A 22,609-nucleotide genomic window follows, 5' to 3' on the forward strand; every position below is an offset into this window, starting at 1 on the left:
GGGTTTTCAGTTTGCTGCGAAATGTGAATTGTGGTGCCTCCGGCCGGAATCGAACCGGCACGCCTTACGGCGCTTGATTTTGAGTCAAGTGCGTCTACCAATTCCGCCACAGAGGCCCAATAGCAGGGGCGCATCTTAGCACATCGATTGCAGGAATGACCAGTGCCGCGAACCGCTCAGCATGCAATACGCTGCTGCAGCAGGCGCAGGCTGCCTACCGGCCCGACCACTTCCAAGGTGTGCGGCTGGACCGCCACCCGGATCGAGCCCTCGCGGCCGCGCAGCCAGGGCTGGGGGCGGAAATAGCTGATGCGGTCGGGATCGGACTCCGTGCGGCGGTAGCCGAGCGAGACCAGGGCTTCGTCGAGCGCGCTGATCATGTAATGGGCATCGAAGCGAGTGCGCATTTCGAAGCGCCCCGGCCCCATCATGGCAACCGGCATCAATCCGCCGGCCAGCGCCGGCAGCACGATGAAGGACAGCGGGGTCTCCGGGTCGATGGCGTGCAGCGCCAGCATCAGCAGCGGCAGGCCGACTGCCAGGGTCAGGGCCCAGGGAAGCAGCTGCCGCCAGGTGGCGGGACGGCGCAAAAAGAAGGGCCGTTCACGAATCCTTACGATTTCAGAAAAAGTAACGCTTTTCATTGTGTCTCCTCGCAGCGCTGTTTGAACGTTTGGCCTGTGACACAAAAAACGACCTGTTTTATTGTGACACCCAGCCCTTCAGAACCGTTGACTCCGCTCAATTGCGCCGCCTTGCATGCATAGGTTCTCATATCAGGCTGGCCTGCCGCGCACTGATGAAAAACATGCAGGAATCGTGCCAGATGCAAAAAGGCCGCCGGCGCTGAGGCGGGCGGCCTATGGAGGAGAGCGAAAAGTCAGCGGCGCTGGAACAGGCGGAAGCGTTCGCTGCGGTCGGAAGCGCGCCGGCCTTCCCACAGCACCGGGCTGCCGCGCAGGCCGTGACGGCGCGCGATCATGTCCTCATTGCGGTCTTTGATATTGTCCTGCAGCAGCACATAGTTGCAGCGCCCGCCCGCCAGGCCGGCGAAGGGCAGGCGGCCGAAGTAGGCGAAGGAGGCGCGCTGGGCCGGGCCGACATTGGTCTCGATGCAGTCGGCGTCATGCGGCAGGGCTGCCGCGATCTGCTGGGCGACGCCGGCATAGCTCCTGCCGTAGTTCAGGTCCGGCAGGAACAGGGTCATCAGCAGCACCCACAGCAGGATCAGCCCGCTCGAGGACAGTACCACCGCGCGCCACAGCACCGAAGGCTGGCGCGACAGGCGCCACTGGACCAGCATGATCCAGCCGATGCTGGCCGCGGCCGCGACCAGGAAGGCGATGATGCCGACTTCCGGCTTGAAGCCCGGCACCAGCTTGAGCGCGTTCTTGGCCAGCTGGGCCGGCCAGCCGGTGAGCTTGGCGATCCAGAACAGCCAGACCAGGGCGCCCAGGATGGTCAGCACCATCACCGAGAACCAGTCGATCGCATTGATCGCGCCGCGCTTCATGGTCGGCAGCCCGAAGGCGGCCATCAGCGCCAGCGGCGCCAGCATCTTGAGGAAGTCGCCGTTCTCCAGCTCCGGGTCGCACAGCAGCAGCAGGCTGAGGGCGATGAAGAACATCACCGGCATCACGATGTGCAGCAGGTGCTGCTGGCGCCGCCAGGCCCAGACTGCCCACAGGGCGAAGGGCCAGGCCGGCCAGAAGAACCATACGCCGATGCGGAAGAAGCCCTTCAGCGAGGCCAGGCCGGGCAGGCCGAGCTGGCTCGCGTTCCAGTCCAGCCATTCGCCGACCGGCGACAGGCCGTAGGGTTGCGCGAGCGCTGCCGGCACGATCCAGACCAGGGTGATAAGAAATCCGACACCGGCCGCGATCGCCATGTGGCGCAGGGTTTCACGGGTGGCCAGGTTCAGGTAGCGGGTGCAGGCGTACAGCGCCAGCACCAGCACTGCCGGCGCCAGGACGCCGCGCGTGAGCGCGAGCGCGCCCAGCGACAGGCCGACCAGCACGGCATTGCGGGTCGACGCGGTCTCGACGTAGCGCACCGCGCGGTACAGGAAATAGGCGAGCAGGGCGCCCTGCAGGGTCGCGGCCAGGGTCAGGTGGCTCTGCACCAGCAGGCCGAGGCAGCCGAGGTAGATCAGGACCGCGGTATCGCCCAAGGTGCGGCCGTAGTCGTCCGGTTCGGGCTGGCCGCCGAAGGCCAGGCGCAGCGGCTGGGCCTCGGCGCGGCGGCCCAGGTGGAAGGCGGTGTACCAGAGCGACATGGCGCCGGTGACGAAGATGCCGATGGTCGACACGCGCGCCGCCAGCACGTCGCCCAGGATCCAGCCGAACAGCTTGATGCACAGGGCGCCCAGCCAGAAGGCCAGCGGGCCTTGCTCGGCGGCGGCGAGGCCGGCGATGTTGGGATAGAGCCAGTCGGCGAAGCCGCCATGCGCCATGGTCCACATGATGCCGAAGCTGCCCGCGTCCTCTTTCCAGGGATGGCGGCCGATCAGGCCCGGCAGGATGTACAGCATGCCCAGCGCGAGCAGGGCCCAGCGGGGCAGCGCCAGTGTGGCGGCGGCGGGAAGGCGGACGGGTTTCATCGTTCAGTGAAGCGGAAAGAATAGTCGCGTAGTATAGCCGCGAAAAAAAAAGAAGCCGGAGAACCGGCTTCTTTTTTGGCAACTCCGGACGCTGGCGCCCGGGGCTTGCATGCTAGCTGGGCGATTAGCCGTTGGCGACCGAGGTCTTCGAACCGACGGTACCGAACTTCTGGCGGAACTTCTCGACGCGACCAGCGGTGTCGACGATCTTGTGCTTGCCGGTGTAGAACGGGTGCGATTCAGCCGAGACTTCGATCTTGATCAGCGGGTAATCCTTGCCTTCGAAGTTGATGGTGTCGCGGGTGTTGATGGTCGAGCGGGTGATGAACTTGAAATCGCACGACAGGTCGTGGAACACAACTTCGCGGTAATCCGGATGGATATCGTTCTTCATGATATTGCTTTCTCTAAGTTGGTAGCCAAACGGCACTTCGTCGGTCGTCCTGCTTCTTGACCCGATTGCCGATCACTTGCCAGGGGTTGGACTGAACCGGCGATTATAGATTGGTTTGCCGGCCGAGGCAATGCCAGGGCCGGTAAACGCTGCCAGCCTTGCTTATTCGGCAAGCGGCGCGGGCAGCGCCCTGCGCCGCAGCGCCACCGCCTCAAGCTGGCCCTCGAGCCTGAAAATGCTGGCCACCTCGGCCAGGCGGCGGGCCTGGTCGAGCATCGCCTGCGAGGCCGCTGCCGCCTGCTCCACCAGCGTTGCGTTCTGCTGGGTACCGTGGTCCATGCCGCTGATCGCGTGGTTGATCTGGTCGATGCCGGCGCTCTGCTCCTGGCTGGCGGTCATGATTTCGCCCATGATGCCGGTCACGCGCCGGACGCTGTCGACCACTTCGGTCATCGTCATGCCGGCTTCGTTCACCAGCCTGCTGCCGACTTCGACCTGACCGACCGAGTCATTGATCAGTTCCTTGATTTCCTTGGCGGCGGCGGCCGAGCGCTGGGCCAGCGAACGCACCTCCGACGCCACGACCGCGAAGCCGCGGCCTTGCTCGCCGGCACGCGCCGCTTCCACGGCGGCGTTCAGCGCCAGGATGTTGGTCTGGAAAGCGATGCCGTCGATCACGCCGATGATGTCGACGATCTTGCGCGAGGACGCGTCGATCGATCCCATGGTGTCCACCACCTGCGCCACCACGGCGCCACCCTTGGCGGCGACCTGCGAAGCGGTCAGCGCCAGTTCATTGGCCTGCCTTGCGTTGTCGGCGTTCTGGCGCACCGTGGAGGTCAGTTCTTCCATGGACGAGGCGGTTTCTTCCAGCGCGCTGGCCTGCTGTTCGGTACGGTCCGACAGGTCGCGGTTGCCGGCGGCGATCTGGCCCGACACCGTGGCGATGGTCTGGGTGCCGTGACGCAATTCGCCGATCACCTGGGCCAGGTTGTCGCGCATCTTCTGCATGGCGCGCAGCAGGCTGGCCTGGTCGTCGCGGCGCAGTTCGATGGCCACTGCAAGGTTGCCTTCGGCAATTTCACCGGCGAGGTGCTGGGCGGTGGCCGGTTCCGCGCCGAGCTGCCGGCTCAGGCGGCGGTACAGCAGGCACAGTCCGGCGGCGACGGCCAGCACCGACAACAGCAGCAGCGCGGCGGCCGCGACGAAGGCTTGCCGGCTTGCCTGTTCCGCGGCGGCCACGGCCAGACGGGTGCGTTCGTCGAGCAGCTGGAAGAAGGCGTCCACCGGCTTCATGATCTGCGCCTTGAAGCGGTGGTAGTCATTGCTGTGCACCAGCTGGCGCGCCATTTCCATGTCCGGGCCGTCCTTCGGCACGAAGCGTCCGCTGCCGTCGTCGAACAGGCCTTTCACGGCATTCATGGCCACCACCTCGGTCTTGACCAGGGCGTCCGAGTTGTCCTGGGCTTCCTTCAGCTTCGCGAATTCCTGTTGCGAGAAGCCGGCCTGCTTCATCAGCTCATTGAGCGAGATCGCGACGCTATCCGGGCGCGGCTTGCTCTCGCCGGCGGCCACGAAATCCCAATAGATGCGCTCGTAATGCTGGGGGCGCGGCTTCTTGCCGTTGCGGATGTCTAGGATGTCGAGGTATTGCTGTTCGTACCTGGCGTCGCCGGTAACCACATAGGTGCGCGCCAGGCGGGTCAGGTCGTCCGAACTCTGGCGCAGCTCGTCGGCCAGGATATAGGACTGGTAACGCACCTCGTAGGCGTGCGAGACCTGCGCCTGCGTTTGCCCGACGCGATACAGCGTCAGGGCGAACACGAGGGCCAGTGCGATCCATCCGAGCACGGCCCAGGTAAAGGTTTTTTTCATTGTCCAGGAAGTCATGTGTGTTTCGGCGACTGATTGTAAAGCTCGCAACACTAGCATGAGGCTGATGCTCTTATGCAATAGATATAGTCATGACAAATGAATTATGCGTTAAACATGAGAGATGTGTCTTTACAGCAACGTGAACCTCATGCATCGCTGCGCCAAATAAAAAAACGGACTCACGCGCTACGTGAATCCGTTTCTGGCGCATGCCGGCGGAGTGCCGGCATGGTGCGCGAACCTGCGGCCGCTTAGCCGCCGCGGCGCATCATGTCGAAGAACTCGACATTGTTCTTGGTCGCGCGCATCTTGTCGAGGATGAACTCCATCGCCTCGATCTCGTCCATCGAGTACAGCAGCTTGCGCAGGATCCAGATTTTCTGGAGCTGGTCCGGCTTGATCAGCAGCTCTTCGCGGCGGGTACCCGACTTGTTCAGGTTGATCGCCGGGTAGACGCGCTTCTCGGCCAGACGGCGCTCGAGGTGCACTTCCATGTTGCCGGTGCCCTTGAATTCTTCGTAGATCACGTCGTCCATGCGCGAGCCGGTCTCGATCAGCGCGGTCGCGACGATGGTCAGCGAGCCGCCTTCCTCGACGTTACGGGCGGCGCCGAAGAAGCGCTTCGGACGCTGCAGTGCGTTGGCGTCGACACCGCCGGTCAGCACCTTGCCCGAGGCCGGGATCACGGTGTTGTAGGCACGCGCCAGGCGGGTGATCGAGTCCAGCAGGATCACGACGTCCTTCTTCATCTCGACCAGGCGCTTGGCTTTTTCCAGCACCATCTCGGCGACCTGCACGTGGCGGGTGGCCGGTTCGTCAAAGGTCGAGGCGACCACTTCGCCGCGTACCGAACGCTGCATCTCGGTCACTTCTTCAGGACGCTCGTCGATCAGCAGGACGATCAGGGTCACGTCCGGGTGGTTGGCGGTGATCGCGTGGGCGATGTGCTGCAGCATGACCGACTTGCCCGACTTCGGCGAGGCCACCAGCAGGCCGCGCTGGCCCTTGCCGATCGGCGAGATCAGGTCGACGATGCGGCCGGTGATGTTCTCGGCGCCGTTCATGTCGCGCTCGAGACGCAGCGGCTCGTTCGGGTGCAGCGGGGTCAGGTTTTCGAACAGGATGCGGTGCTTCGAGGCTTCCGGCGATTCGCCGTTGACCTTGTCCACCTTCACCAGCGCGAAGTAGCGCTCGCCGTCCTTCGGCGTACGCACTTCGCCTTCGATCGAGTCACCCGTATGCAAGTTGAACCGGCGGATCTGCGACGGCGAGATGTAGATGTCGTCGGTCGAGGCCATGTAGCTGGCGTCCGGCGAGCGCAGGAAGCCGAAGCCGTCCGGCAGCACCTCGAGGGCGCCGTCGCCGAAGATCTGTTCGCCGCCTTTCGCGCGCTTCTTCAGGATCGCGAACATCAGTTCCTGTTTGCGCAGGCGGGCTGCGTTGTCGATGTCGAGGCCGATGGCCATCTCCAGCAGTGCGGAGACGTGCATTGCCTTCAGTTCAGATAAATGCATGTTTGTGTGGGTGTCCCGTGACGGGAAAGTAAAGGTAGGGGAGGGAACTACGTGGTCTATTTAAAGCTGGGAAGCACCGGAGCCGAGGCTTCCCGACATGACGGCAACGCGGGCGCGCTGCCGCCGCTCATGGTAACAGTATCAGATGTTGCTGTCGATGAACTGAACCAGCTGGCCCTTGGCCATGGCGCCAACCTTCTGCGCTGCTGCTTCGCCGTTCTTGAACAGGATCAGGGTCGGGATACCGCGGATGCCGAACTGGGCCGGTACGGCCTGGTTGGCGTCGACGTCGACCTTGGCCACCACCAGCTTGCCAGCGTATTGCTGGGCAACTTCTTCCAGGATCGGTGCAATCATCTTGCACGGGCCGCACCACTCGGCCCAGAAATCGACCAGGACCGGGAGCTCGGACTTGAGCACTTCGGCATCGAAGCTTGCATCGGTGATGTGTTTGATATTTTCGCTCATTATGTTCCTCAAAAGAGGTAAGGATCAATTAACGCCTGGCGGCCAATGCCGAACCTGCGTGGTCCTGGCCGACTTCGCGACCTGCTAATCGAATAACTAGCTGCTACACAATGGTGGAGGCACTGTGTGCAAAATTCAATATGGAAAGACGGCAGGGGGTGTCAGGCGGGGATGTGCCGAATAATACCCCATTTTTTCAAAAAGTGTGGGTCGGTTTGTACAAAATCTCAACATTGCACCGCCCGCCGCAACTGCTCGATCGCCAGCGGCTTGCGGAAGGCCCCTGCCACCTGCAGACCGAGGGCGCGCGCCAGCTCGGTGGCGGCGTTGCGCACGCCGTCTTCCAGCGCCGACACCAGGATCACGCGGCCATTGAAACCCTGGCGCGCCGCCGCCTGCAGGAACTCGATGCCGTCCATCTCGGGCATCGCCAGGTCGCAGATCAGGAGTTCGGGCGCGTGGCGCGGCAGGGCGGCCAGCGCGCGCCGCGCATCGATCTCGGCATGGATGTCGAAAGGACCGGCCCCGTCGCCCGTGTCGAGCAGGTCGAGCATGTCGCGCAGCACATCGAGCATGAAGCGGTCATCGTCGAGCAGCAGCACGCGGCGCGGGGCGGCATGCGGTGCGGGCGAGAAGGATGGCTTCATGCGGAATGGGTAGGCGGCGTTTGGAAGGGAGCCATTATGGCGAAGTTTTCCACTCTCGTGGAGATATTGAACAACGCTGGCCTCAAACGCTGCCCGTAAACCGCGCCAAGTGGCCTGGATGCCACATCGTGGCCACGGAGGCGACCCGGTCGCCCGAGGTGGTGCGGCGGTGCAGTACCAGGCAGGGCAGGCCTGCGCCGATCGCCAGCATGCCCGCCACTTCAGGCGGCGCCGGCTGGGCCTCGATGCCATAGGTCGCGCCCTGCAGCGGCGCGGCCGCCATCAGGTGCTCGTTCGGGGTGATGCTGCCGAAATCCTGCTCCAGGTAGCTCGGCGCGCAGTCCGGGTTGACCCAGCGGTCCTCGACCTGGATCGGCACGTCGTTCTCGAAGTGGACGATGATCGAGTGGTACAGCGTGACGCCGGGCGCCAGCTCGAACTCGGCCGCCAGCTCGTCGGTGGCAATCTCGGCGCGCAACAGGCGCAAATGGCTGCGGTGGGCACGGCCGCGCGCGCGGATCTCGTCGGCGATGTTGCGGATCTCGACCAGGGTCGCCTGGTATTTCTGCGGTGCCACATAGGTGCCCGAGCCCTGGCGCCGGGTCAGCACCTGCTCGGCGGTCAGCTCGCGGACCGCGCGGTTGACGGTCATGCGCGAGACCCCGAACTGGCGCACCAGCGCCTGCTCGGAGGGCACCAGGTCGCCTTCTTTCCAGCGGCCGGACGCGATTTCGCCGACCAGGTAATCCTTGATTCGCTGGAAAATGGGGGTGCTGTCTTGCGCGATCGGTTCTTCCAAACTACTCTCCGGGAAGCATGGGCGGCGAGCTGCCGCGACACCGGATTCTAGCACCGCAATTCGAAAGCAAGACCCGGAGTGCCCCGGCGCAGGCCGGGCGCTACGCTGTGTGCATCCATCAGCAACCGGGAATCATCATGACAGCCATGACCAGCATCTTTGATACCGACGAGGCGCGCTGGGCCGCCGTGCAGCGCCGCGACCGCGACGCCGACGGCCAGTTCTATTATTCCGTGCGCAGCACGGGCGTGTACTGCCGGCCCTCCTGCCCCTCGCGCGGCGCACTGCGCGCCAACGTCGCCTTCCACGCCAGCCCGGCCGACGCCGAAGCGGCCGGCTTTCGCGCCTGCCTGCGCTGCAAGCCGGGGCAGCCGCCGCTGGCCGAGCGCCAGGCGGCGGCCGTGGCGCAGGCCTGCCGCCTGATCGACGCCGCCGAGGAGGCTCCCGACCTCGACAGCCTGGCGCAGGCGGTCGGCATGAGCCGCTTCCACTTCCACCGCATCTTCAAGGCCCACACCGGCATCACGCCGAAGGCCTATGCCGGCGCACGCCGCGCCGCCCGCCTGCAGCAGGGGCTGGCGGCGGCGCCGAGCGTCACCGACGCGCTGTACGAGGCCGGCTTCGGCTCGAGCGGTCGCTTCTACGATGCCAGTACCGGACTGCTGGGCATGACGCCGGGCCGCTACCGCGCGGGCGGGCAGGGCGAAACCATCCGCTTCGCCGTCGCCGCCTGTTCGCTCGGCGCGATCCTGGTGGCCAGCACGGAGCGCGGCATCTGCGCGATCCTGATCGGCGACGAACCCGAGCCGCTGGTGCACGACCTGCAGGAACGCTTCCCGCAGGCCGAGTTGATCGGCGCGGAGGCCGGCTACGAGCGCACGGTGGCGCAGGTGGTCGGCTTGGTCGAGGCGCCGCGCCTCGGGCTCGACCTGCCGCTCGACGTACGCGGCACCGCCTTCCAGCGCCGCGTATGGGAAGCGTTGCGCGCGGTTCCCGCGGGCTCCACCGTCAGCTACAGCGAACTGGCGGAACGGCTCGGCATGCCGACGGCGGCGCGCGCGGTCGCCGGCGCCTGCGCCGCCAATCCGGTGGCGGTGGCGATTCCCTGCCACCGCGTGGTGCGCACCGATGGCGCGCTGTCCGGCTACCGCTGGGGAATCGAACGCAAGCGCACCCTGCTCGACCGCGAGGCGGGGCAGTGATCGAGGTCGACTGGAGCCGCGTGGCCGACGACCTCGACGCCTTCGGCTGTGCCCTCATTCCCGGCCTGCTGGCGCCGCAGGATTGCGCAGCCGCCGCCGCGCTGTACGAGCGGCCGGCCCTGTTCCGCAGCCGGGTGCTGATGCAGCAGCATGGTTTCGGGCGCGGCGAGTACCAGTATTTCGCCTACCCGCTGCCGGCGCCGCTGGCGGCGTTGCGCACGGCCTTGTATCCGCCGCTGGCCGCCATCGCCAACCGCTGGCATGAGGTACTCGGCATCGACACCCGTTTTCCCGAAGCGCATGCGGACTACCTGGCGCGCTGCCATGCGGCCGGCCAGGTCAAGCCGACCCCGCTGCTGCTGCGCTACCGCGAAGGCGACTACAACTGCCTGCACCAGGACCTGTACGGCGAGCTGGTGTTCCCGCTGCAGGTGGCGCTGCTGCTGTCCCGGCCCGGCGAGGATTTCGAGGGCGGCGAATTCGTATTGACGGAGCAGCGCCCCCGCATGCAGTCCCGGGCCGAGGTGGTGCCGCTGGGGCAGGGCGATGCGGTCGTCTTCGCAGTGAATCAGCGGCCGGTGCAGGGCACGCGCGGGGTCTACCGGGTGGCGATGCGCCATGGCGTCAGCCGGCTGCGGCGCGGCACCCGGCACACACTGGGGATCATCTTCCACGACGCAGGCTAGAGCGCGACTATGCCCCATCCTTGATTTTCTATACACTCCCTTGGTGCCGCGCCCATGAAGCGCCGGACACCTATATAAACGGAGAATAGAAAGCATGCGCGTGCGCCACATCCCCCTTTCGTCCATGATCGTCCTTGCCGGCCTCGGCGTCCTCTCGTCGGCCCAGGCCGACACCGTCATCACCAACGCCAACGGCTACACCCTGAACGCCAGGGGCGAGCTGCTGCAGTTCAGCGCACTGGCCTTCGACGACAAAGGGCGCATCACCGCGGTCGGCAGCGCCGCCGAAGTGGCAGCCAAGGTGAAGAACGCGCGCCAGGTCGACATGCAGGGCCGCACCGTGCTGCCGGGCCTGATCGACGCCCACGGCCACGTGTTCGGCCTGGGCCAGCAGCTGACCCAGCTCGACCTCTCCGGCACCGCCTCGCTGGCCGATGCGATCAAGGCCATCACCACGTATTCGAAAGCGAACGCGAACCACGCCTGGATCCGCGGCCGCGGCTGGAACCAGGAGAACTGGAAACTGGGCCGCTTCCCGACCGCCGCCGAGCTGGATGCCGTGGTATCGGACCGTCCGGTATGGCTGGAACGCGTCGACGGGCACGCCGGCTGGGCCAACAGCCGCACCCTGGCCCTGGCCGGGATCACCAGGACCACGCCCGACCCGGTCGGCGGCAAGATCATGCGCGATGCGAACGGCGAGGCCACCGGCGTGCTGGTCGACGCGGCCCAGGAACTCGTCACCAAGGTGATGCCGGCCCAGACCGAGGCTGAGGGCCGCACGATGCTGGACCGTTCGCTGCAGGAGATCGCGCGCATGGGCCTGACCAGCGTGCACGATGCCGGCGTCGGCGTGGCGGAGGACCGCCTGTACCGCGACTACGCCGCTCAGCGCAAGCTGACGGCGCGCGTGTACGGCATGATCGGCGGCACCGACAAGGACTTTGACCAGTTGGCAAAAAATGGCCCGCTCCTGAACCATGCCGACGGCATGTACGCGCTGCGTGCAGTGAAACTGTATTCCGACGGCGCGCTGGGCAGCCGCGGCGCCGCCCTGCTCAAGCCCTACAGCGACGAGCCGCATTCGCACGGCCTGCTGTTCTTCAAGACCGCGCAGATGGACGCCATGATGAGCAAGGCCATGCGCAAGGGTTACCAGGTCAACGTGCACGCCATCGGTGACGCCGGCAACAAGCAGATCCTCGACATCTACAAGAAGGAACTGGCCGCGACCAAGAGCGGCGGGCAGCGCCACCGCATCGAGCACGCCCAGGTCGTGGCGCTGGAGGACATCCCGCGCTTCAAAACGCTCGGCATCATCCCCTCGATGCAGCCGACCCACGCGACCTCGGACAAGAACATGGCCGAGACACGCGTCGGCCCGGAACGCATCAAGGGCGCCTACGCCTGGCGCAGCTTCCTGCATCAAGGTTCGCGCATCGCCTGCGGCTCGGACTTCCCGGTGGAGTCGCCGAACCCCTTCTTCGGCATCCACGCCGCCGTCACCCGCATGGACCATGCCGGCCAGCCGGTGGCGGGCTGGTACCCGAACCAGGCGATGTCGTTGAAGGAAGCCTTCCGCTGCTTCACGCTGGACGCCGCCTATGCCGGCCACCAGGAAGACAGCCTCGGGTCGCTGGAGCCGGGCAAGCACGCCGACTTCATCGTGATCGACCGCGACCTGTTCCGTATGCCGACCTACGACATCTTCAAGACCGGTGTGCTGGAGACCTGGGTGGGCGGGAAGCAGGTGTTCAAGAAGTAATCGGGCGGGGGTCGATAAAATGAATTGACTTGGTTGTATAGACAACTTAGACTCATTGCTGATTCCAACCCAGGAGCCGCCATGAACTCACCGATTGACCCCCGTTTCGACCCGTCGCGCGTCATCCGCGCCCCGCGCGGCAGCGAACTCTCATGCAAGAGCTGGCTGACCGAAGCCGCCTACCGCATGATCCAGAATAACCTCGACGCCGAGGTCGCGGAAAACCCGCAAGCCCTGGTCGTCTACGGCGGCATCGGCCGCGCCGCCCGCAACTGGGAATGCTACGACCAGATCCTGGCCTCGCTGCGCACGCTGGAAGACAACGAGACCCTGTTGATCCAGTCCGGCAAGCCGGTCGGCGTGTTCCGCACCCATGCCGACGCGCCGCGCGTGCTGCTGGCGAACTCCAACCTGGTGCCCAAGTGGGCCAACTGGGAACATTTCAATGAACTCGACCGCAAGGGCCTGTTCATGTACGGCCAGATGACCGCCGGCAGCTGGATCTACATCGGCACCCAGGGCATCGTGCAGGGCACCTACGAGACTTTCGCCGAAGCCGGCCGCCAGCACTTCGGCGGCGATATGGCGGGCCGCTGGATCCTCACCGCCGGCCTGGGCGGCATGGGCGGCGCCCAGCCGCTGGCCGCGACCTTCGCCGGCGCGGTCTCGCTGAACATCGAATGCCAGCAGAGCAGCATCGACTTCCGCCTGCGCACCCGCTACCTCGACAAGCAGGCGCGCGACATCGACGAGGCGCTGGCGATGGTCAAGGAGTACACCGGCAAGCGCGAAGCCGTCTCCATCGGCCTGCTCGGCAATGCCGCCGACATCCTGCCGGAGCTGGTGCGCCGCGCCAGGGCGGGCGGCCTCGTGCCCGACCTGGTCACCGACCAGACCTCGGCCCACGACCTGATCAACGGCTACCTGCCTTCCGGCTGGACCGTGGAAGAGTGGAAGGCCGCGCAGCAGGATCCTGCGCAGCACGCGCGCCTGCAAGCCGCCGCCGCGGCATCCTGCGCCGTGCACGTGCGCGCCATCCTCGACTTCAAGGCCCTGGGTTCCTACGCCGTCGACTACGGCAACAACATCCGTCAGGTGGCGAAGGACGAGGGCGTCGAGAATGCCTTCGACTTCCCGGGCTTCGTGCCGGCCTACATCCGTCCCCAGTTCTGCGAGGGCCGCGGCCCCTTCCGCTGGGTGGCGCTGTCGGGTGACCCGGAAGACATCTATAAAACCGACGCCAAGATCAAGGAGCTGTTCCCGCAGCATGCCCGGGTGCACCGCTGGCTCGACATGGCGCGCGAGCGCATCGCCTTCCAGGGCCTGCCGGCACGCATCTGCTGGCTCGGCCTGGGCGAGCGCCACCTGGCCGGCCTGGCCTTCAACGAGATGGTGCGCACGGGCGAACTGAAGGCGCCGATCGTGATCGGCCGCGACCACCTCGACACCGGCTCGGTGGCGAGCCCGAACCGCGAGACCGAAGCCATGCGCGACGGCACCGACGCGGTGTCCGACTGGCCGCTGCTGAACGCCCTGCTGAACACCGCCGGCGGCGCCACCTGGGTCTCGCTGCACCACGGCGGCGGCGTGGGCATGGGCTACTCGCAGCACTCGGGCGTGGTCATCGTGGCCGACGGCACCGAGGCCGCAGCAGAGCGCCTGGCGCGCGTGCTGGTGAACGACAGCGGCTCGGGCGTGATGCGCCATGCCGACGCGGGCTATGAAAGCGCAATCGAGACGGCCAAGCGCAATGGCCTGAATCTCCCGATGATCAAGTAAGGTATTCACGATGAACGACTCGCACCACACCATTACCCTGCGCCCCGGCGAGCTGACGCTGTCCGAGCTGCGCGCCGTCTGGGCCGAGCACCTGCCCCTGAGCCTCGCCCCGGAAGCCTGGGAGCCGGTCAAGGCCTCCTGCGCGCTGGTGGAAAAGATCACCGCCAAGGGCGACCCGGCCTACGGCATCAACACCGGCTTCGGCATCCTGGCCAAGGCCCACATCCCGAACGACCGGCTGGAAGCGCTGCAGCGCAACCTGATCCTGTCGCACGCGGTGGGCACCGGTGAGCTCATCGCCGACAATGTCGTGCGCCTGATCGTGCTGACCAAGATCGGCAGCCTGGCGCGCGGCTATTCGGGCGTGCGCCCCCTGATCATCGAGACCCTGATCGCCCTGTACAACGCCGGCATCATGCCCGCCATCCCTTCGCAAGGCTCGGTCGGCGCCTCGGGCGACCTGGCGCCGCTGGCCCACATGACCCTCGCCATGCTTGGCGTCGGCCCGGTGCGTTACAAGGGCGAACTGATGGACGCCAAGCAGGCCCTGGGCGCCGCCGGCATCGAGCCGGTGACCCTGGCCGCCAAAGAGGGCCTGGCCCTGATCAACGGCACCCAGGTCTCGACCGCGCTGGCGCTGCACGGCCTGTTCATGGCCGAGCGCCTGCTGGAAGCGGGCATGGTGGCCGGCTCGCTGTCGGTCGACGCCGCACGCGGCAGCGACGCGCCTTTCGATGCGCGCATCCACGCGGTGCGCGGCCAGCCGGGCCAGATCGCCGCAGCGGGCATCTACCGTGAGCTGGTCAAGGGCAGCGCCATCCGCGCCTCGCACCTGGTAGGCGACGAGCGCGTGCAGGACCCGTACAGCCTGCGCTGCCAGCCGCAGGTGATGGGCGCGGCGATGGACCTGATCGCCAACGCCGGCCGCACCCTGCTGATCGAATCGAACGCCGTCACCGACAACCCGCTGCTGTTCCCTGAAGATGGCGCGATCATCTCGGGCGGTAACTTCCACGCCGAGCCGGTGGCCTTCGCCGCCGACACGCTGGCCCTGGCGATCGCCGAAATCGGCGCCTTGTCGGAACGCCGGATCGCGCTGCTGATCGACGCCAACCTGTCCGGCCTGCCGGCCTTCCTGGTGAAGGAGCCGGGCCTGAATTCCGGCTTCATGATCGCCCACGTCACCGCCGCCGCGCTGGCCTCGGAAAACAAGTCGCTGGCCCATCCGGCCAGCGTCGACAGCTTGCCGACCTCGGCCAACCAGGAAGACCACGTCAGCATGGCAACCTTCGCGGCGCGCCGTCTGCACCAGATGGCGCACAATACCTCCGTGATCGTGGGCATCGAGCTGCTGGCGGCGGCCCAGGGCATCGAATTCCACCGTCCCTTGCGGAGTTCCGAGCACCTCGAGCACGTGCACGCCCAGCTGCGCGCGCGGGTGGCGCCCTACGATGCGGACCGCTTCTTCGCCCCGGACATCGAGGCCGCGCGCCTGATGGTCGTGCACGGCGAGCTGTCGGCATCGTGCAAGGAACTGTTCACCGTACTGCACCCTTAATCTCGACAGGAGAGGACATGGATTTCCGGTTCAAGGCAGGCAAGCTTCCCATGCTCGTGTCGATGCCCCATGCGGGCACCGACATTCCGGACGAGGTGCTGGCCGCCATGGCGCCCTGCGCCGCCGCGCGCGCCGACACCGACTGGCACCTGCCCGAACTGTACGGCTTCCTGGAAGAGATGGGCGTGTCGACCATCTCGGCGCGCTGGTCGCGCTACCTGATCGACCTGAACCGCCCGCCCGAAAACACCAATCTCTACCCGGGCATGGACACCACCGGCCTGTGCCCGGTCGACACCTTCGGCCGCGAAAGCCTCTACCTGCCGGGCCGCACGCCCGACGAGGCCGAGGTGCGGCGCCGCCTGGAGCGCTACTGGATGCCCTACCACGAACAGCTGCGCACCGAACTTGCGCGCCTGAAACGCGAATTCGGCCGCGTGGTGCTGTGGGACGCGCATTCCATTGCCTCGCAAGTGCCGCGCTTCTTCGAAGGCCGCCTGCCGGACCTGAACTTCGGCACCGCGGACGGCAAGTCCTGCGATCCCGGAATGGAGGCGGCGGTGGTCGGCGTGGCACGCGCCCAGGAGCAGTTCAGCATTGCCGTCAACGGCCGCTTCAAGGGCGGTCACATCACGCGCAAGTACGGCCAGCCGCAAGACGGCGTGCACGCGATCCAGCTCGAGATGTGCCAGTGCCTGTACATGAACGAGGCGGCGCCCTTCGAATACCGTCCCGAGGTCGCGGCGAAAGTGCAGCCCCTCCTGAAGGACATGATCGGTGCTGCCACCGATTGGGTGCGCGCATGAGAGCCCTGTTCGCACGCCACGCATTGCTCCCCGACGGCTGGCGGCGCGACGTGCTGCTCGAATGGGATGCGCAGGGCGAGCTGACCCGGGTCGACGCGCGGGCCGCGGCGCCCCTGGGCGTGGCGCGCGCCGACTACGTCGTCCCCGGCATGGTCAACCTGCACTCGCACGCCTTCCAGCGTGCGCTGGGCGGCCTGACCGAGCGCGCCGGCGAGGGACCGGACAGCTTCTGGACCTGGCGCGACCTGATGTACCGCTTCGCCGCCCGCATCACCCCGGAGCAGATCGAGGCCATCGCCGCCCAGCTGTTCGTGGAGTGCCTGCGTCACGGCTATACCTCGGTGTGCGAATTCCACTACCTGCAGCGCGCACCAGGTGGCGAGCGCTACGCGCGGCCGGCCGAAACCGCCGAGCGCGTGGCCGCCGCCGGCCATGCCACCGGCATGGGCCTGACCCTGCTGCCGGTCCTGTACAGCCACGCCGGCTTCGGCGAACAGCCGCTGCGCCCCGAGCAGCGGCGCTTCCGCACGGGTGTCGACGACATCCTCGGCATCGTCGAAGCGCTCCAGCCCCTGCGCGGCGGCCAGCTCGAAGTCGGCGCCGCGCCGCATTCGCTGCGCGCGGCGACGATCCCGCAGATACGTGAACTGGTCTCCGGCCTGCCGGCCGGACGCCCGCTGCACATCCATATCGCCGAACAGATGCCCGAAGTCGAGCAGAGCCTCGCTTACTCGGGCCGGCGCCCGGTCGAGTACCTGGTGGAGCAGATCGGCATCGACGCGCGCTGGTGCCTGGTCCACGCCACCCACTTGGACGACGAGGAAGTGGCGGCGATCGCGCGCAGCGGCGCCGTTGCCGGCCTGTGCCCGACCACCGAGGCCAACCTCGGCGACGGCCTGTTCCCGCTGCAGCGCTTCATCGAGCTCGGCGGACGCTTCGGCATCGGCAGCGACAGCCACGTGTCGCAAAGCCCGGTCGAGGAGCTGCGCTGGCTGGAATACGGCCAGCGCCTGGTCCACCAGCGACGTAATATTGCGTTCACACGTCAACAGCGCGACGTCGGCCAGTACTTGTGGCAGACTTCCCTGCGCGGCGGCGCCCAGGCCGCGGGCCGCAAGATCGGCGCGCTCGCGCAAGGCCTGCGTGCCGACCTGCTGGTGCTGGACGGCGAGCATCCGAACCTGGACGGTGTGCGCGATGAGGACGTGCTCGGGCGCTTCCTGTTTTGCGGTAACGACAACCTGGTGCGCGATGTGCTGTGCGGCGGGCGCTGGGTGGTGCAGGGCGGCCGCCACGTGGCGCAGGATGCGATCGCGCAGCGCTACCGCCAGGCTCTTGGTGAATTGCGTGAACATAGTGAGGTGGGCCAATGACCGTACTGATCCCGTTCGCAGGACTGGCGCCGGTGCCGTGGAAAAACGGCGGCGGCAGCACGACCGAAATCGCCATCGGCCCGCCGGATGCCGGCTTCGAGGACTTCGACTGGCGCGTGAGCCTGGCCACCATCGAGAAGGATGGCGCCTTCTCGCTGTTTCCCGGCGTCGACCGCACCCTGGCCCTGGTCGAAGGCCACGGCATGACCCTCGAGATCGACGGCGAGCCGACCATGGTGACCGACGTCGACCCGGTGGTGGCCTTCGACGGCAGCTCGCAGGTCATCGCAAAGCTCAACCGCGGCGGCAGCACCGATTTCAATGCCATGACGCGCAGCGAGCGCTGCTACCACACCTTCGGCCGGCGCCGCCTGCTGGGCGACGCCGGCGCGGCATCGAACTTCGTGGCGCGCGCCGACGTGACCGTGCTGTTCCTGGCGGAGGGCGATGCCCTCGAACTGCGCAACGAAGAGGAGCGCATCGGCCTGGTGCGCTTCGACGCGGTGGTGCTGGAGCCGGGCTCGCGCTGGAAGCTCGAAGCGGGGCAGGGCGTGATCTACATCGTGGACATCTGGTACCACGAGGAAGAGGACGAAGAAAGCTATGAGTGAGGCGGCGGACCTGCTGTTCACCAACGTGCACCTGGCCACGATGGTGGACGGCTACGGCGAGCTGCGCGACGCCGCGCTGGCCGTGAAGGATGGCCGCATCGCCTGGCTCGGTCCGCGCGGCGACGCGCCCGCCGCCCTGGCGGAACACGATTGCGGCGGCGCCTGGATGACGCCCGGCCTGGTCGACTGCCACACCCACATCGTCCACGCCGGCAACCGCAGCAACGAATGGGAGGCGCGCCTGAACGGTGCCAGCTACGAGGACATCGCACGCCAGGGCGGCGGCATCATGTCCACCGTGCGCGCCACCCGCGAGGCCGACGTGGAGGCGCTGCTGGCGCAAAGCCTGCCGCGCGTGGCCAGGCTGCTGTCGGAAGGCGTCACCACGCTCGAGATCAAGTCGGGCTATGGCCTGGAGCTGGACGCCGAGGCGCGCATGCTGCGCGCGGCGCGCCTGGTCGGCGAGCGCCTGCCGGTGCGGGTGGCCACTACCTTCCTCGGCGCCCATGCACTGCCGCCGGAGTTCGCGGGCCGCGCCGACGATTACGTGGACGAGCTGTGCGCACGCATGCTGCCGCAGCTGGCGCAGGAGGGCCTGGTCGATGCGGTGGACGCGTTCTGCGAGCGGATCGGTTTCAGCAATGCGCAGACCGCGCGTGTGTTCGAAGCGGCGCGCGCGCTGGGCCTGCCGGTCAAGCTGCATGCCGAACAGCTGTCCGACCAGCAGGGCGCCGAACTGGTGGCGCGCCATGGCGGCCTGTCGGCCGACCACCTCGAATACCTGAGCCAGGCCGGCATCGATGCGATGGCGCGTGCCGGCACGGTGGCCGTGCTGCTGCCGGGCGCCTACTACTTCCTGCGCGAGACCGTGCAGCCGCCGATCGCCGCGCTGCGCGAAGCGGGGGTGGCGATGGCTGTCGCCACCGACTGCAACCCCGGCACCTCGCCGATGACTTCCCTGCTGCTGGCCATGAACATGGCCTGCACCCTGTGGCGCCTGACGCCGCGGGAAGCGCTTGCCGGCGCCACCAGCCACGCGGCGCGGGCGCTCGGCCTCCACGCCGACATCGGCACGCTGGAAGTGGGGAAGCGGGCCGACCTGGCCCTGTGGGACATCGCCCGGCCGGCCGACCTGGCCTATGCCATGGGGTCGAATCCCTGCCGCGGCGTGGTCAACGGCGGCGTCCTCAGGCAGGCGCACATCGCCGTCTAGGCTCGCCCGGCCCTTATCCCTTACGCATCCACAAGCAATCCCTTCCAGAATCCAAGCTGTTTGACTCTCGTCAAGCCGCGCAATTCCAGCTCAGGAATTATCACGTCAAGGGCAACACAAACACTCTCGTAACAAGGGTAACCGAATGTAAGGCTTAATTGATCATTAAGGATCCACACCTATAGTGTAAGCGTGTGATTCACCATCTCCCCTCCCCATTTGATAAAAATGGGTTCGCCCACGGCGCCTCCCGGCCCCGTGGGTTTTTCTTTGCGCGCGCTCAGGCGCGGCGCTCGGCCAAGGCGTCGAGGGTGTCGCCGGTGAGGCGGCAGATGCGCCAGTCGGGCAGGATGTCCGCGCCCATCTGCTTGTAGAAGTTGATGGCCGGCTCGTTCCAGTCCAGCACCGACCACTCGAAGCGGCCGCAATTGCGTTCGACGGCGATCTGCGCGAGGCGGGTCAGCATCCGGGTGCCATAGCCCTTGCCGCGGTGCGACTGGCGCACATACAGGTCTTCCAGGTACAGGCCCTTCCTGGTCAGGAAGGTCGAGAAGTTATGGAAGAACAGGGCGAAGCAGACTACCTCGCCGTCCTCCTCGCCGATGATGGCTTCGCAGGAGGGACGCTCGCCGAACAGGCCTTCGTGCAGCAAGTCTTCGGTGGCCACGACCAGATGTTCGAGCTTTTCGAACACGGCCAGTTCCACGATCATGGCGTGGATGTGGGTGATGTCGGTGGGGGTGGCGGGACGGATGGAAAAAGTGCTCATGGCGTTTCGAGAGGATTGTTCAGGTTTGCGGATCGCACAGGTTTGGCTGCGGGTGCGCGCAGGGCCCAGGCCACGCTGGCCAGGCACAGGACCATGCCGGCGAATTCGACCGGGCCGGGACGGTAGCCTTCGAGCTTGATCGACAACAGCACCGACAGCACCGGCGTGATGACGCCGATGTAGACGGTCTTCTGGGCGCCGATCCGCCCGATCAGGGTGAAGTAGGCGAAGAAGGCGATCACCGAGCCGAAGATCGACAGGTAGACCAGGCCGGCCCAGTAGGTGGGGCTGGAGGGCAGCACGAAGCGGTCGCCGCGCAGCAGCAGCCAGACGGTGACCAGGCAGGCGCCCCACAGCATCGACCAGGCCATGGTCAGCGGCAGGTTGGCGCATTCTTCCTTCACCTTGCTGACCACGATGCTGCCGGCCGAACTGGCGATGGTCGCGGCCAGCGCCAGGACCACGCCGGCAATGAATGCCGGGCTGCCCCCGGCCTGGAAATCGGCCCAGGCGGTGCTGATCGACTGCGAGAACAGCAGGGCGACGCCGGCGATGGCGACCACGCCGCAGGCGATGGTGCGGCGGCTGATGACGGTCCCGAAGAACAGGCTGCTCAGCAGCGGGGTCCAGAACACCATCAGCGCGAACATCACCGCCACCAGGCCCGAGACCACGTACTGCTCGGATTGATAGGTGCAGATGTAAGAGATGCAGAAGGTGAGCACGCCCTGCAGCGCCATCCAGCCATGGGTGCGCAGCGGCAGGCGCAGGCTGTCGCGGCGCGCCAGGCAGATCACGAAGAGCGTGGCGGCGGCGAGGAAGAAACGGTAGGCCACCGAGACGGCGGGCGGCGCTTCGCCCAGCTGCAGGGTGATGGCCCAGAAGGTCGAACCCCAGATCAGCGAGGCGACGGTGAAGAGGACGGAAGATGGCATCGCGCGAGTATACGTGCTCCCGCGCATTCACGCACGATGCGATATTCAGTACGCGAGCTTCATCCGGCGGTACAGGAAGGACAGCACGAACAGCGGCCCGATGAGCAGGAAGCGCAGGTCGTCGAAGAAGGAAGGCTTCTTGCCCTCGATCTTGTGGCCGACGAACTGGCCGATCCAGGCGACCACGAAGATCGCGATCGACAGCGGCAGCACCGTCATGGCCGGCATCAGCGCCAGGAGGCCCAGCATCACGGCGCTCATCACGCCCATGCCGATGGCGAAGCCGCGCGATAGTTTGGTGTAGTAATAGAGCGAGGCGAGGGTCGCCGCGATGGCCACCACCGGGTGCAGTGCCCACAGGATGCCCAGCAGGCTCAGGACGATCAGCGGGATGCACACGAAGTGGATGATCTCGTTGGTGTGGTTGCGGTGGCTTTCGGCGTAGCGCGCCAGCAGGATATCGATGGTGCGGGCGCGTTTGTGAAACTCTGGGCTGTGGTCCATGGCTGTCTCCGGCGTTTTTGTTTGCGACGATTCTACACCGTCTCCAGCGCCGTTTCCGCTACCGCCGCCGCGCTCCGCGGCGCCTGCAGGCGCAGGTTCGGATGGGCCGCGAACAGCTCGGAAATCCATTCGACGAAGACGCGCACCTTGGCCGACAGGTGGCGGTTCTGCGGGTAGACGACGTGCACCGGCAGCGGATCGCTGCGCCACTCGGGCAGCACCTGCAGCATGCGCCCGGCCGCGATATGCTGCAACAGCAGGTAGTCCGTCATCATGATGACGCCGAGGCCCGCCAGGCCCGCCTGCACGTAGGCATTCGAATCGTTCAGCGCGATGGAGCCGGGCAGGGCCACCTCGATGCGCTCGCCATCGCGGCTGAAATCCCATTTCGAGATCTTGCCGGTCTTGGCCGAGAAGTAGTTCACGCAGCGGTGGCGCTCCAGGTCGCGCGGATGCTGGGGCATGCCGAAGCGCTCGATGTAGGCGGGAGCGGCGGCGGTGACGAAGTTGATCACGCCGATGCGGCGCGCGATCAGGTTCGAATCGACCAGCTCGCCGCCGCGCACGGCGCAATCGACGCCTTCCTCGACCAGGTCGACCGGCCGGTCGGTGCTGCCCAGTTCCAGCGTGATGTCCGGATAGCGCTCGAAAAACGCGGGCAGGGCCGGGATCAGGATCTCCGAGGCCAGTCCGGTCGGGGTGTCGATGCGCAGGCGCCCGCTCGGGCTCAGGCGGTGGCGCGACAGCGATTCCTCGGCGTCGCGCACGTCCGACAGGATCTGCACGCAGCGTTCGTAATAGGCGGCGCCGTCCGAGGTGATCATCACCTGGCGCGTCGTGCGGTGCAGCAGTTTGACCGCCAGCGTCGATTCGAGCGTCTGGATCAGCGTCGAGACGGTCGCCTTGGGCAGGTTGAGCATTTCCGCCGCCTTGGTGAAGCTGCCGCAGTCGACGACCTGGATGAAAACTTCCATGGCCTGGAGCTTGTTCATGATAGTCCCTCTCATTCGGGAATCGCACTATTGTTCGGCAATATGAACAATCAATTCGGTATTGCCATCTTTATCCGATTGTAGTTGAAGACTATAGTGTGTGCATCGCAACAAAATGTA

At 66.5% G+C, this 22,609-nt stretch carries 21 protein-coding genes and 1 tRNA gene; 9 read left to right on the forward strand and 13 right to left on the reverse strand.

Annotated elements, in window-relative coordinates:
• Nucleotides 1–31 precede the first annotated feature (31 nt).
• The 9 genes from ACSQ25_RS02590 to hutC all read right to left on the reverse strand — a co-directional run bounded on the left by ACSQ25_RS02590 (nucleotide 32) and on the right by hutC (nucleotide 8,296).
• Nucleotides 32–116, reverse strand: a tRNA-Leu gene (locus ACSQ25_RS02590).
• 60 nt (nucleotides 117–176) lie between these two features.
• Nucleotides 177–644: a hypothetical protein gene (locus ACSQ25_RS02595; RefSeq protein WP_436104155.1), complete on the reverse strand. Its 468-nt coding sequence runs from the start codon at nucleotides 642–644 to the stop codon at nucleotides 177–179.
• Between the two features lie 236 nt (nucleotides 645–880).
• Nucleotides 881–2,599: an ArnT family glycosyltransferase gene (locus ACSQ25_RS02600; protein ID WP_436104156.1), complete on the reverse strand. Its 1,719-nt coding sequence runs from the start codon at nucleotides 2,597–2,599 to the stop codon at nucleotides 881–883.
• 124 nt (nucleotides 2,600–2,723) lie between these two features.
• Nucleotides 2,724–2,993, reverse strand: coding sequence for a type B 50S ribosomal protein L31 (locus tag ACSQ25_RS02605; protein ID WP_436104157.1), 270 nt, complete (start codon nucleotides 2,991–2,993; stop codon nucleotides 2,724–2,726).
• A gap of 162 nt (nucleotides 2,994–3,155) precedes the next feature.
• On the reverse strand, nucleotides 3,156–4,883 hold the full coding sequence (locus tag ACSQ25_RS02610) for a methyl-accepting chemotaxis protein (protein WP_436104158.1): 1,728 nt from the start codon (nucleotides 4,881–4,883) through the stop codon (nucleotides 3,156–3,158).
• Nucleotides 4,884–5,119: 236 nt separating this feature from the next.
• Nucleotides 5,120–6,382 carry a transcription termination factor Rho gene (gene rho, locus ACSQ25_RS02615; protein ID WP_312512806.1) on the reverse strand — a complete coding sequence of 421 codons (1,263 nt, stop codon included), beginning with the start codon at nucleotides 6,380–6,382 and terminating at the stop codon, nucleotides 5,120–5,122.
• A gap of 141 nt (nucleotides 6,383–6,523) precedes the next feature.
• A complete protein-coding gene (gene trxA, locus ACSQ25_RS02620) occupies nucleotides 6,524–6,850 on the reverse strand; it encodes a thioredoxin TrxA (RefSeq protein WP_436104159.1) in 327 nt (108 codons plus the stop codon).
• A gap of 227 nt (nucleotides 6,851–7,077) precedes the next feature.
• Nucleotides 7,078–7,497 carry a response regulator gene (locus ACSQ25_RS02625; RefSeq protein ID WP_436104160.1) on the reverse strand — a complete coding sequence of 140 codons (420 nt, stop codon included), beginning with the start codon at nucleotides 7,495–7,497 and terminating at the stop codon, nucleotides 7,078–7,080.
• Nucleotides 7,498–7,579: 82 nt separating this feature from the next.
• Nucleotides 7,580–8,296 carry a histidine utilization repressor gene (gene hutC / locus ACSQ25_RS02630; protein WP_436104161.1) on the reverse strand — a complete coding sequence of 239 codons (717 nt, stop codon included), beginning with the start codon at nucleotides 8,294–8,296 and terminating at the stop codon, nucleotides 7,580–7,582.
• A gap of 137 nt (nucleotides 8,297–8,433) precedes the next feature.
• Here hutC and ada point away from each other — a divergent pair, with 137 nt between their 5' ends.
• The 9 genes from ada to hutI all read left to right on the forward strand — a co-directional run bounded on the left by ada (nucleotide 8,434) and on the right by hutI (nucleotide 19,289).
• Nucleotides 8,434–9,498 (forward strand): bifunctional DNA-binding transcriptional regulator/O6-methylguanine-DNA methyltransferase Ada, encoded by a 1,065-nt coding sequence (gene ada, locus ACSQ25_RS02635; protein ID WP_436104162.1) that lies wholly within the window; start codon nucleotides 8,434–8,436, stop codon nucleotides 9,496–9,498.
• The gene (locus ACSQ25_RS02640; protein ID WP_436104163.1) at nucleotides 9,495–10,184 is read left to right on the forward strand and encodes a 2OG-Fe(II) oxygenase; all 690 of its coding nucleotides are present in this window, start codon (nucleotides 9,495–9,497) and stop codon (nucleotides 10,182–10,184) included. The genes ada and ACSQ25_RS02640 overlap by 4 nt, the downstream gene beginning before the upstream one ends.
• 94 nt (nucleotides 10,185–10,278) lie before the next feature.
• Nucleotides 10,279–11,949: an amidohydrolase gene (locus ACSQ25_RS02645; RefSeq protein ID WP_436104164.1), complete on the forward strand. Its 1,671-nt coding sequence runs from the start codon at nucleotides 10,279–10,281 to the stop codon at nucleotides 11,947–11,949.
• An 81-nt stretch (nucleotides 11,950–12,030) separates the two neighbouring features.
• Nucleotides 12,031–13,728, forward strand: a complete 1,698-nt coding sequence (gene hutU, locus ACSQ25_RS02650) for a urocanate hydratase (protein ID WP_436104165.1) — start codon at nucleotides 12,031–12,033, stop codon at nucleotides 13,726–13,728.
• 10 nt (nucleotides 13,729–13,738) lie between these two features.
• Nucleotides 13,739–15,286 carry a histidine ammonia-lyase gene (hutH, locus tag ACSQ25_RS02655; RefSeq protein ID WP_436104166.1) on the forward strand — a complete coding sequence of 516 codons (1,548 nt, stop codon included), beginning with the start codon at nucleotides 13,739–13,741 and terminating at the stop codon, nucleotides 15,284–15,286.
• A 17-nt stretch (nucleotides 15,287–15,303) separates the two neighbouring features.
• Nucleotides 15,304–16,092 carry an N-formylglutamate deformylase gene (gene hutG, locus ACSQ25_RS02660; protein WP_436104167.1) on the forward strand — a complete coding sequence of 263 codons (789 nt, stop codon included), beginning with the start codon at nucleotides 15,304–15,306 and terminating at the stop codon, nucleotides 16,090–16,092.
• Nucleotides 16,089–17,465, forward strand: coding sequence for a formimidoylglutamate deiminase (locus ACSQ25_RS02665; protein ID WP_436104168.1), 1,377 nt, complete (start codon nucleotides 16,089–16,091; stop codon nucleotides 17,463–17,465). The genes hutG and ACSQ25_RS02665 overlap by 4 nt, the downstream gene beginning before the upstream one ends.
• Nucleotides 17,462–18,076 carry a HutD/Ves family protein gene (locus ACSQ25_RS02670; RefSeq protein ID WP_436104169.1) on the forward strand — a complete coding sequence of 205 codons (615 nt, stop codon included), beginning with the start codon at nucleotides 17,462–17,464 and terminating at the stop codon, nucleotides 18,074–18,076. Before ACSQ25_RS02665 ends, ACSQ25_RS02670 begins: the two co-directional genes overlap by 4 nt.
• Nucleotides 18,069–19,289 carry an imidazolonepropionase gene (hutI, locus tag ACSQ25_RS02675; RefSeq protein WP_436104170.1) on the forward strand — a complete coding sequence of 407 codons (1,221 nt, stop codon included), beginning with the start codon at nucleotides 18,069–18,071 and terminating at the stop codon, nucleotides 19,287–19,289. Before ACSQ25_RS02670 ends, hutI begins: the two co-directional genes overlap by 8 nt.
• Nucleotides 19,290–19,569: 280 nt before the next feature.
• On the opposite strand, the gene ACSQ25_RS02680 is transcribed toward hutI, so the two are convergent.
• From ACSQ25_RS02680 to ACSQ25_RS02695, 4 genes are read right to left on the reverse strand one after another with little or no spacing between them, the layout of a single operon-like run.
• Nucleotides 19,570–20,058 (reverse strand): N-acetyltransferase family protein, encoded by a 489-nt coding sequence (locus tag ACSQ25_RS02680; protein WP_436104171.1) that lies wholly within the window; start codon nucleotides 20,056–20,058, stop codon nucleotides 19,570–19,572.
• Nucleotides 20,055–20,993: a DMT family transporter gene (locus tag ACSQ25_RS02685; RefSeq protein WP_436104172.1), complete on the reverse strand. Its 939-nt coding sequence runs from the start codon at nucleotides 20,991–20,993 to the stop codon at nucleotides 20,055–20,057. The genes ACSQ25_RS02680 and ACSQ25_RS02685 overlap by 4 nt, the downstream gene beginning before the upstream one ends.
• A gap of 45 nt (nucleotides 20,994–21,038) precedes the next feature.
• A complete protein-coding gene (locus tag ACSQ25_RS02690; protein ID WP_436104173.1) occupies nucleotides 21,039–21,497 on the reverse strand; it encodes a DUF962 domain-containing protein in 459 nt (152 codons plus the stop codon).
• A gap of 32 nt (nucleotides 21,498–21,529) precedes the next feature.
• On the reverse strand, nucleotides 21,530–22,489 hold the full coding sequence (locus ACSQ25_RS02695; protein ID WP_436104174.1) for a LysR family transcriptional regulator: 960 nt from the start codon (nucleotides 22,487–22,489) through the stop codon (nucleotides 21,530–21,532).
• Nucleotides 22,490–22,609 lie beyond the last annotated feature (120 nt).

This window comes from Massilia sp. LjRoot122 (genome assembly GCF_964252725.1).
Lineage (GTDB): Bacteria > Pseudomonadota > Gammaproteobacteria > Burkholderiales > Burkholderiaceae_D > Telluria.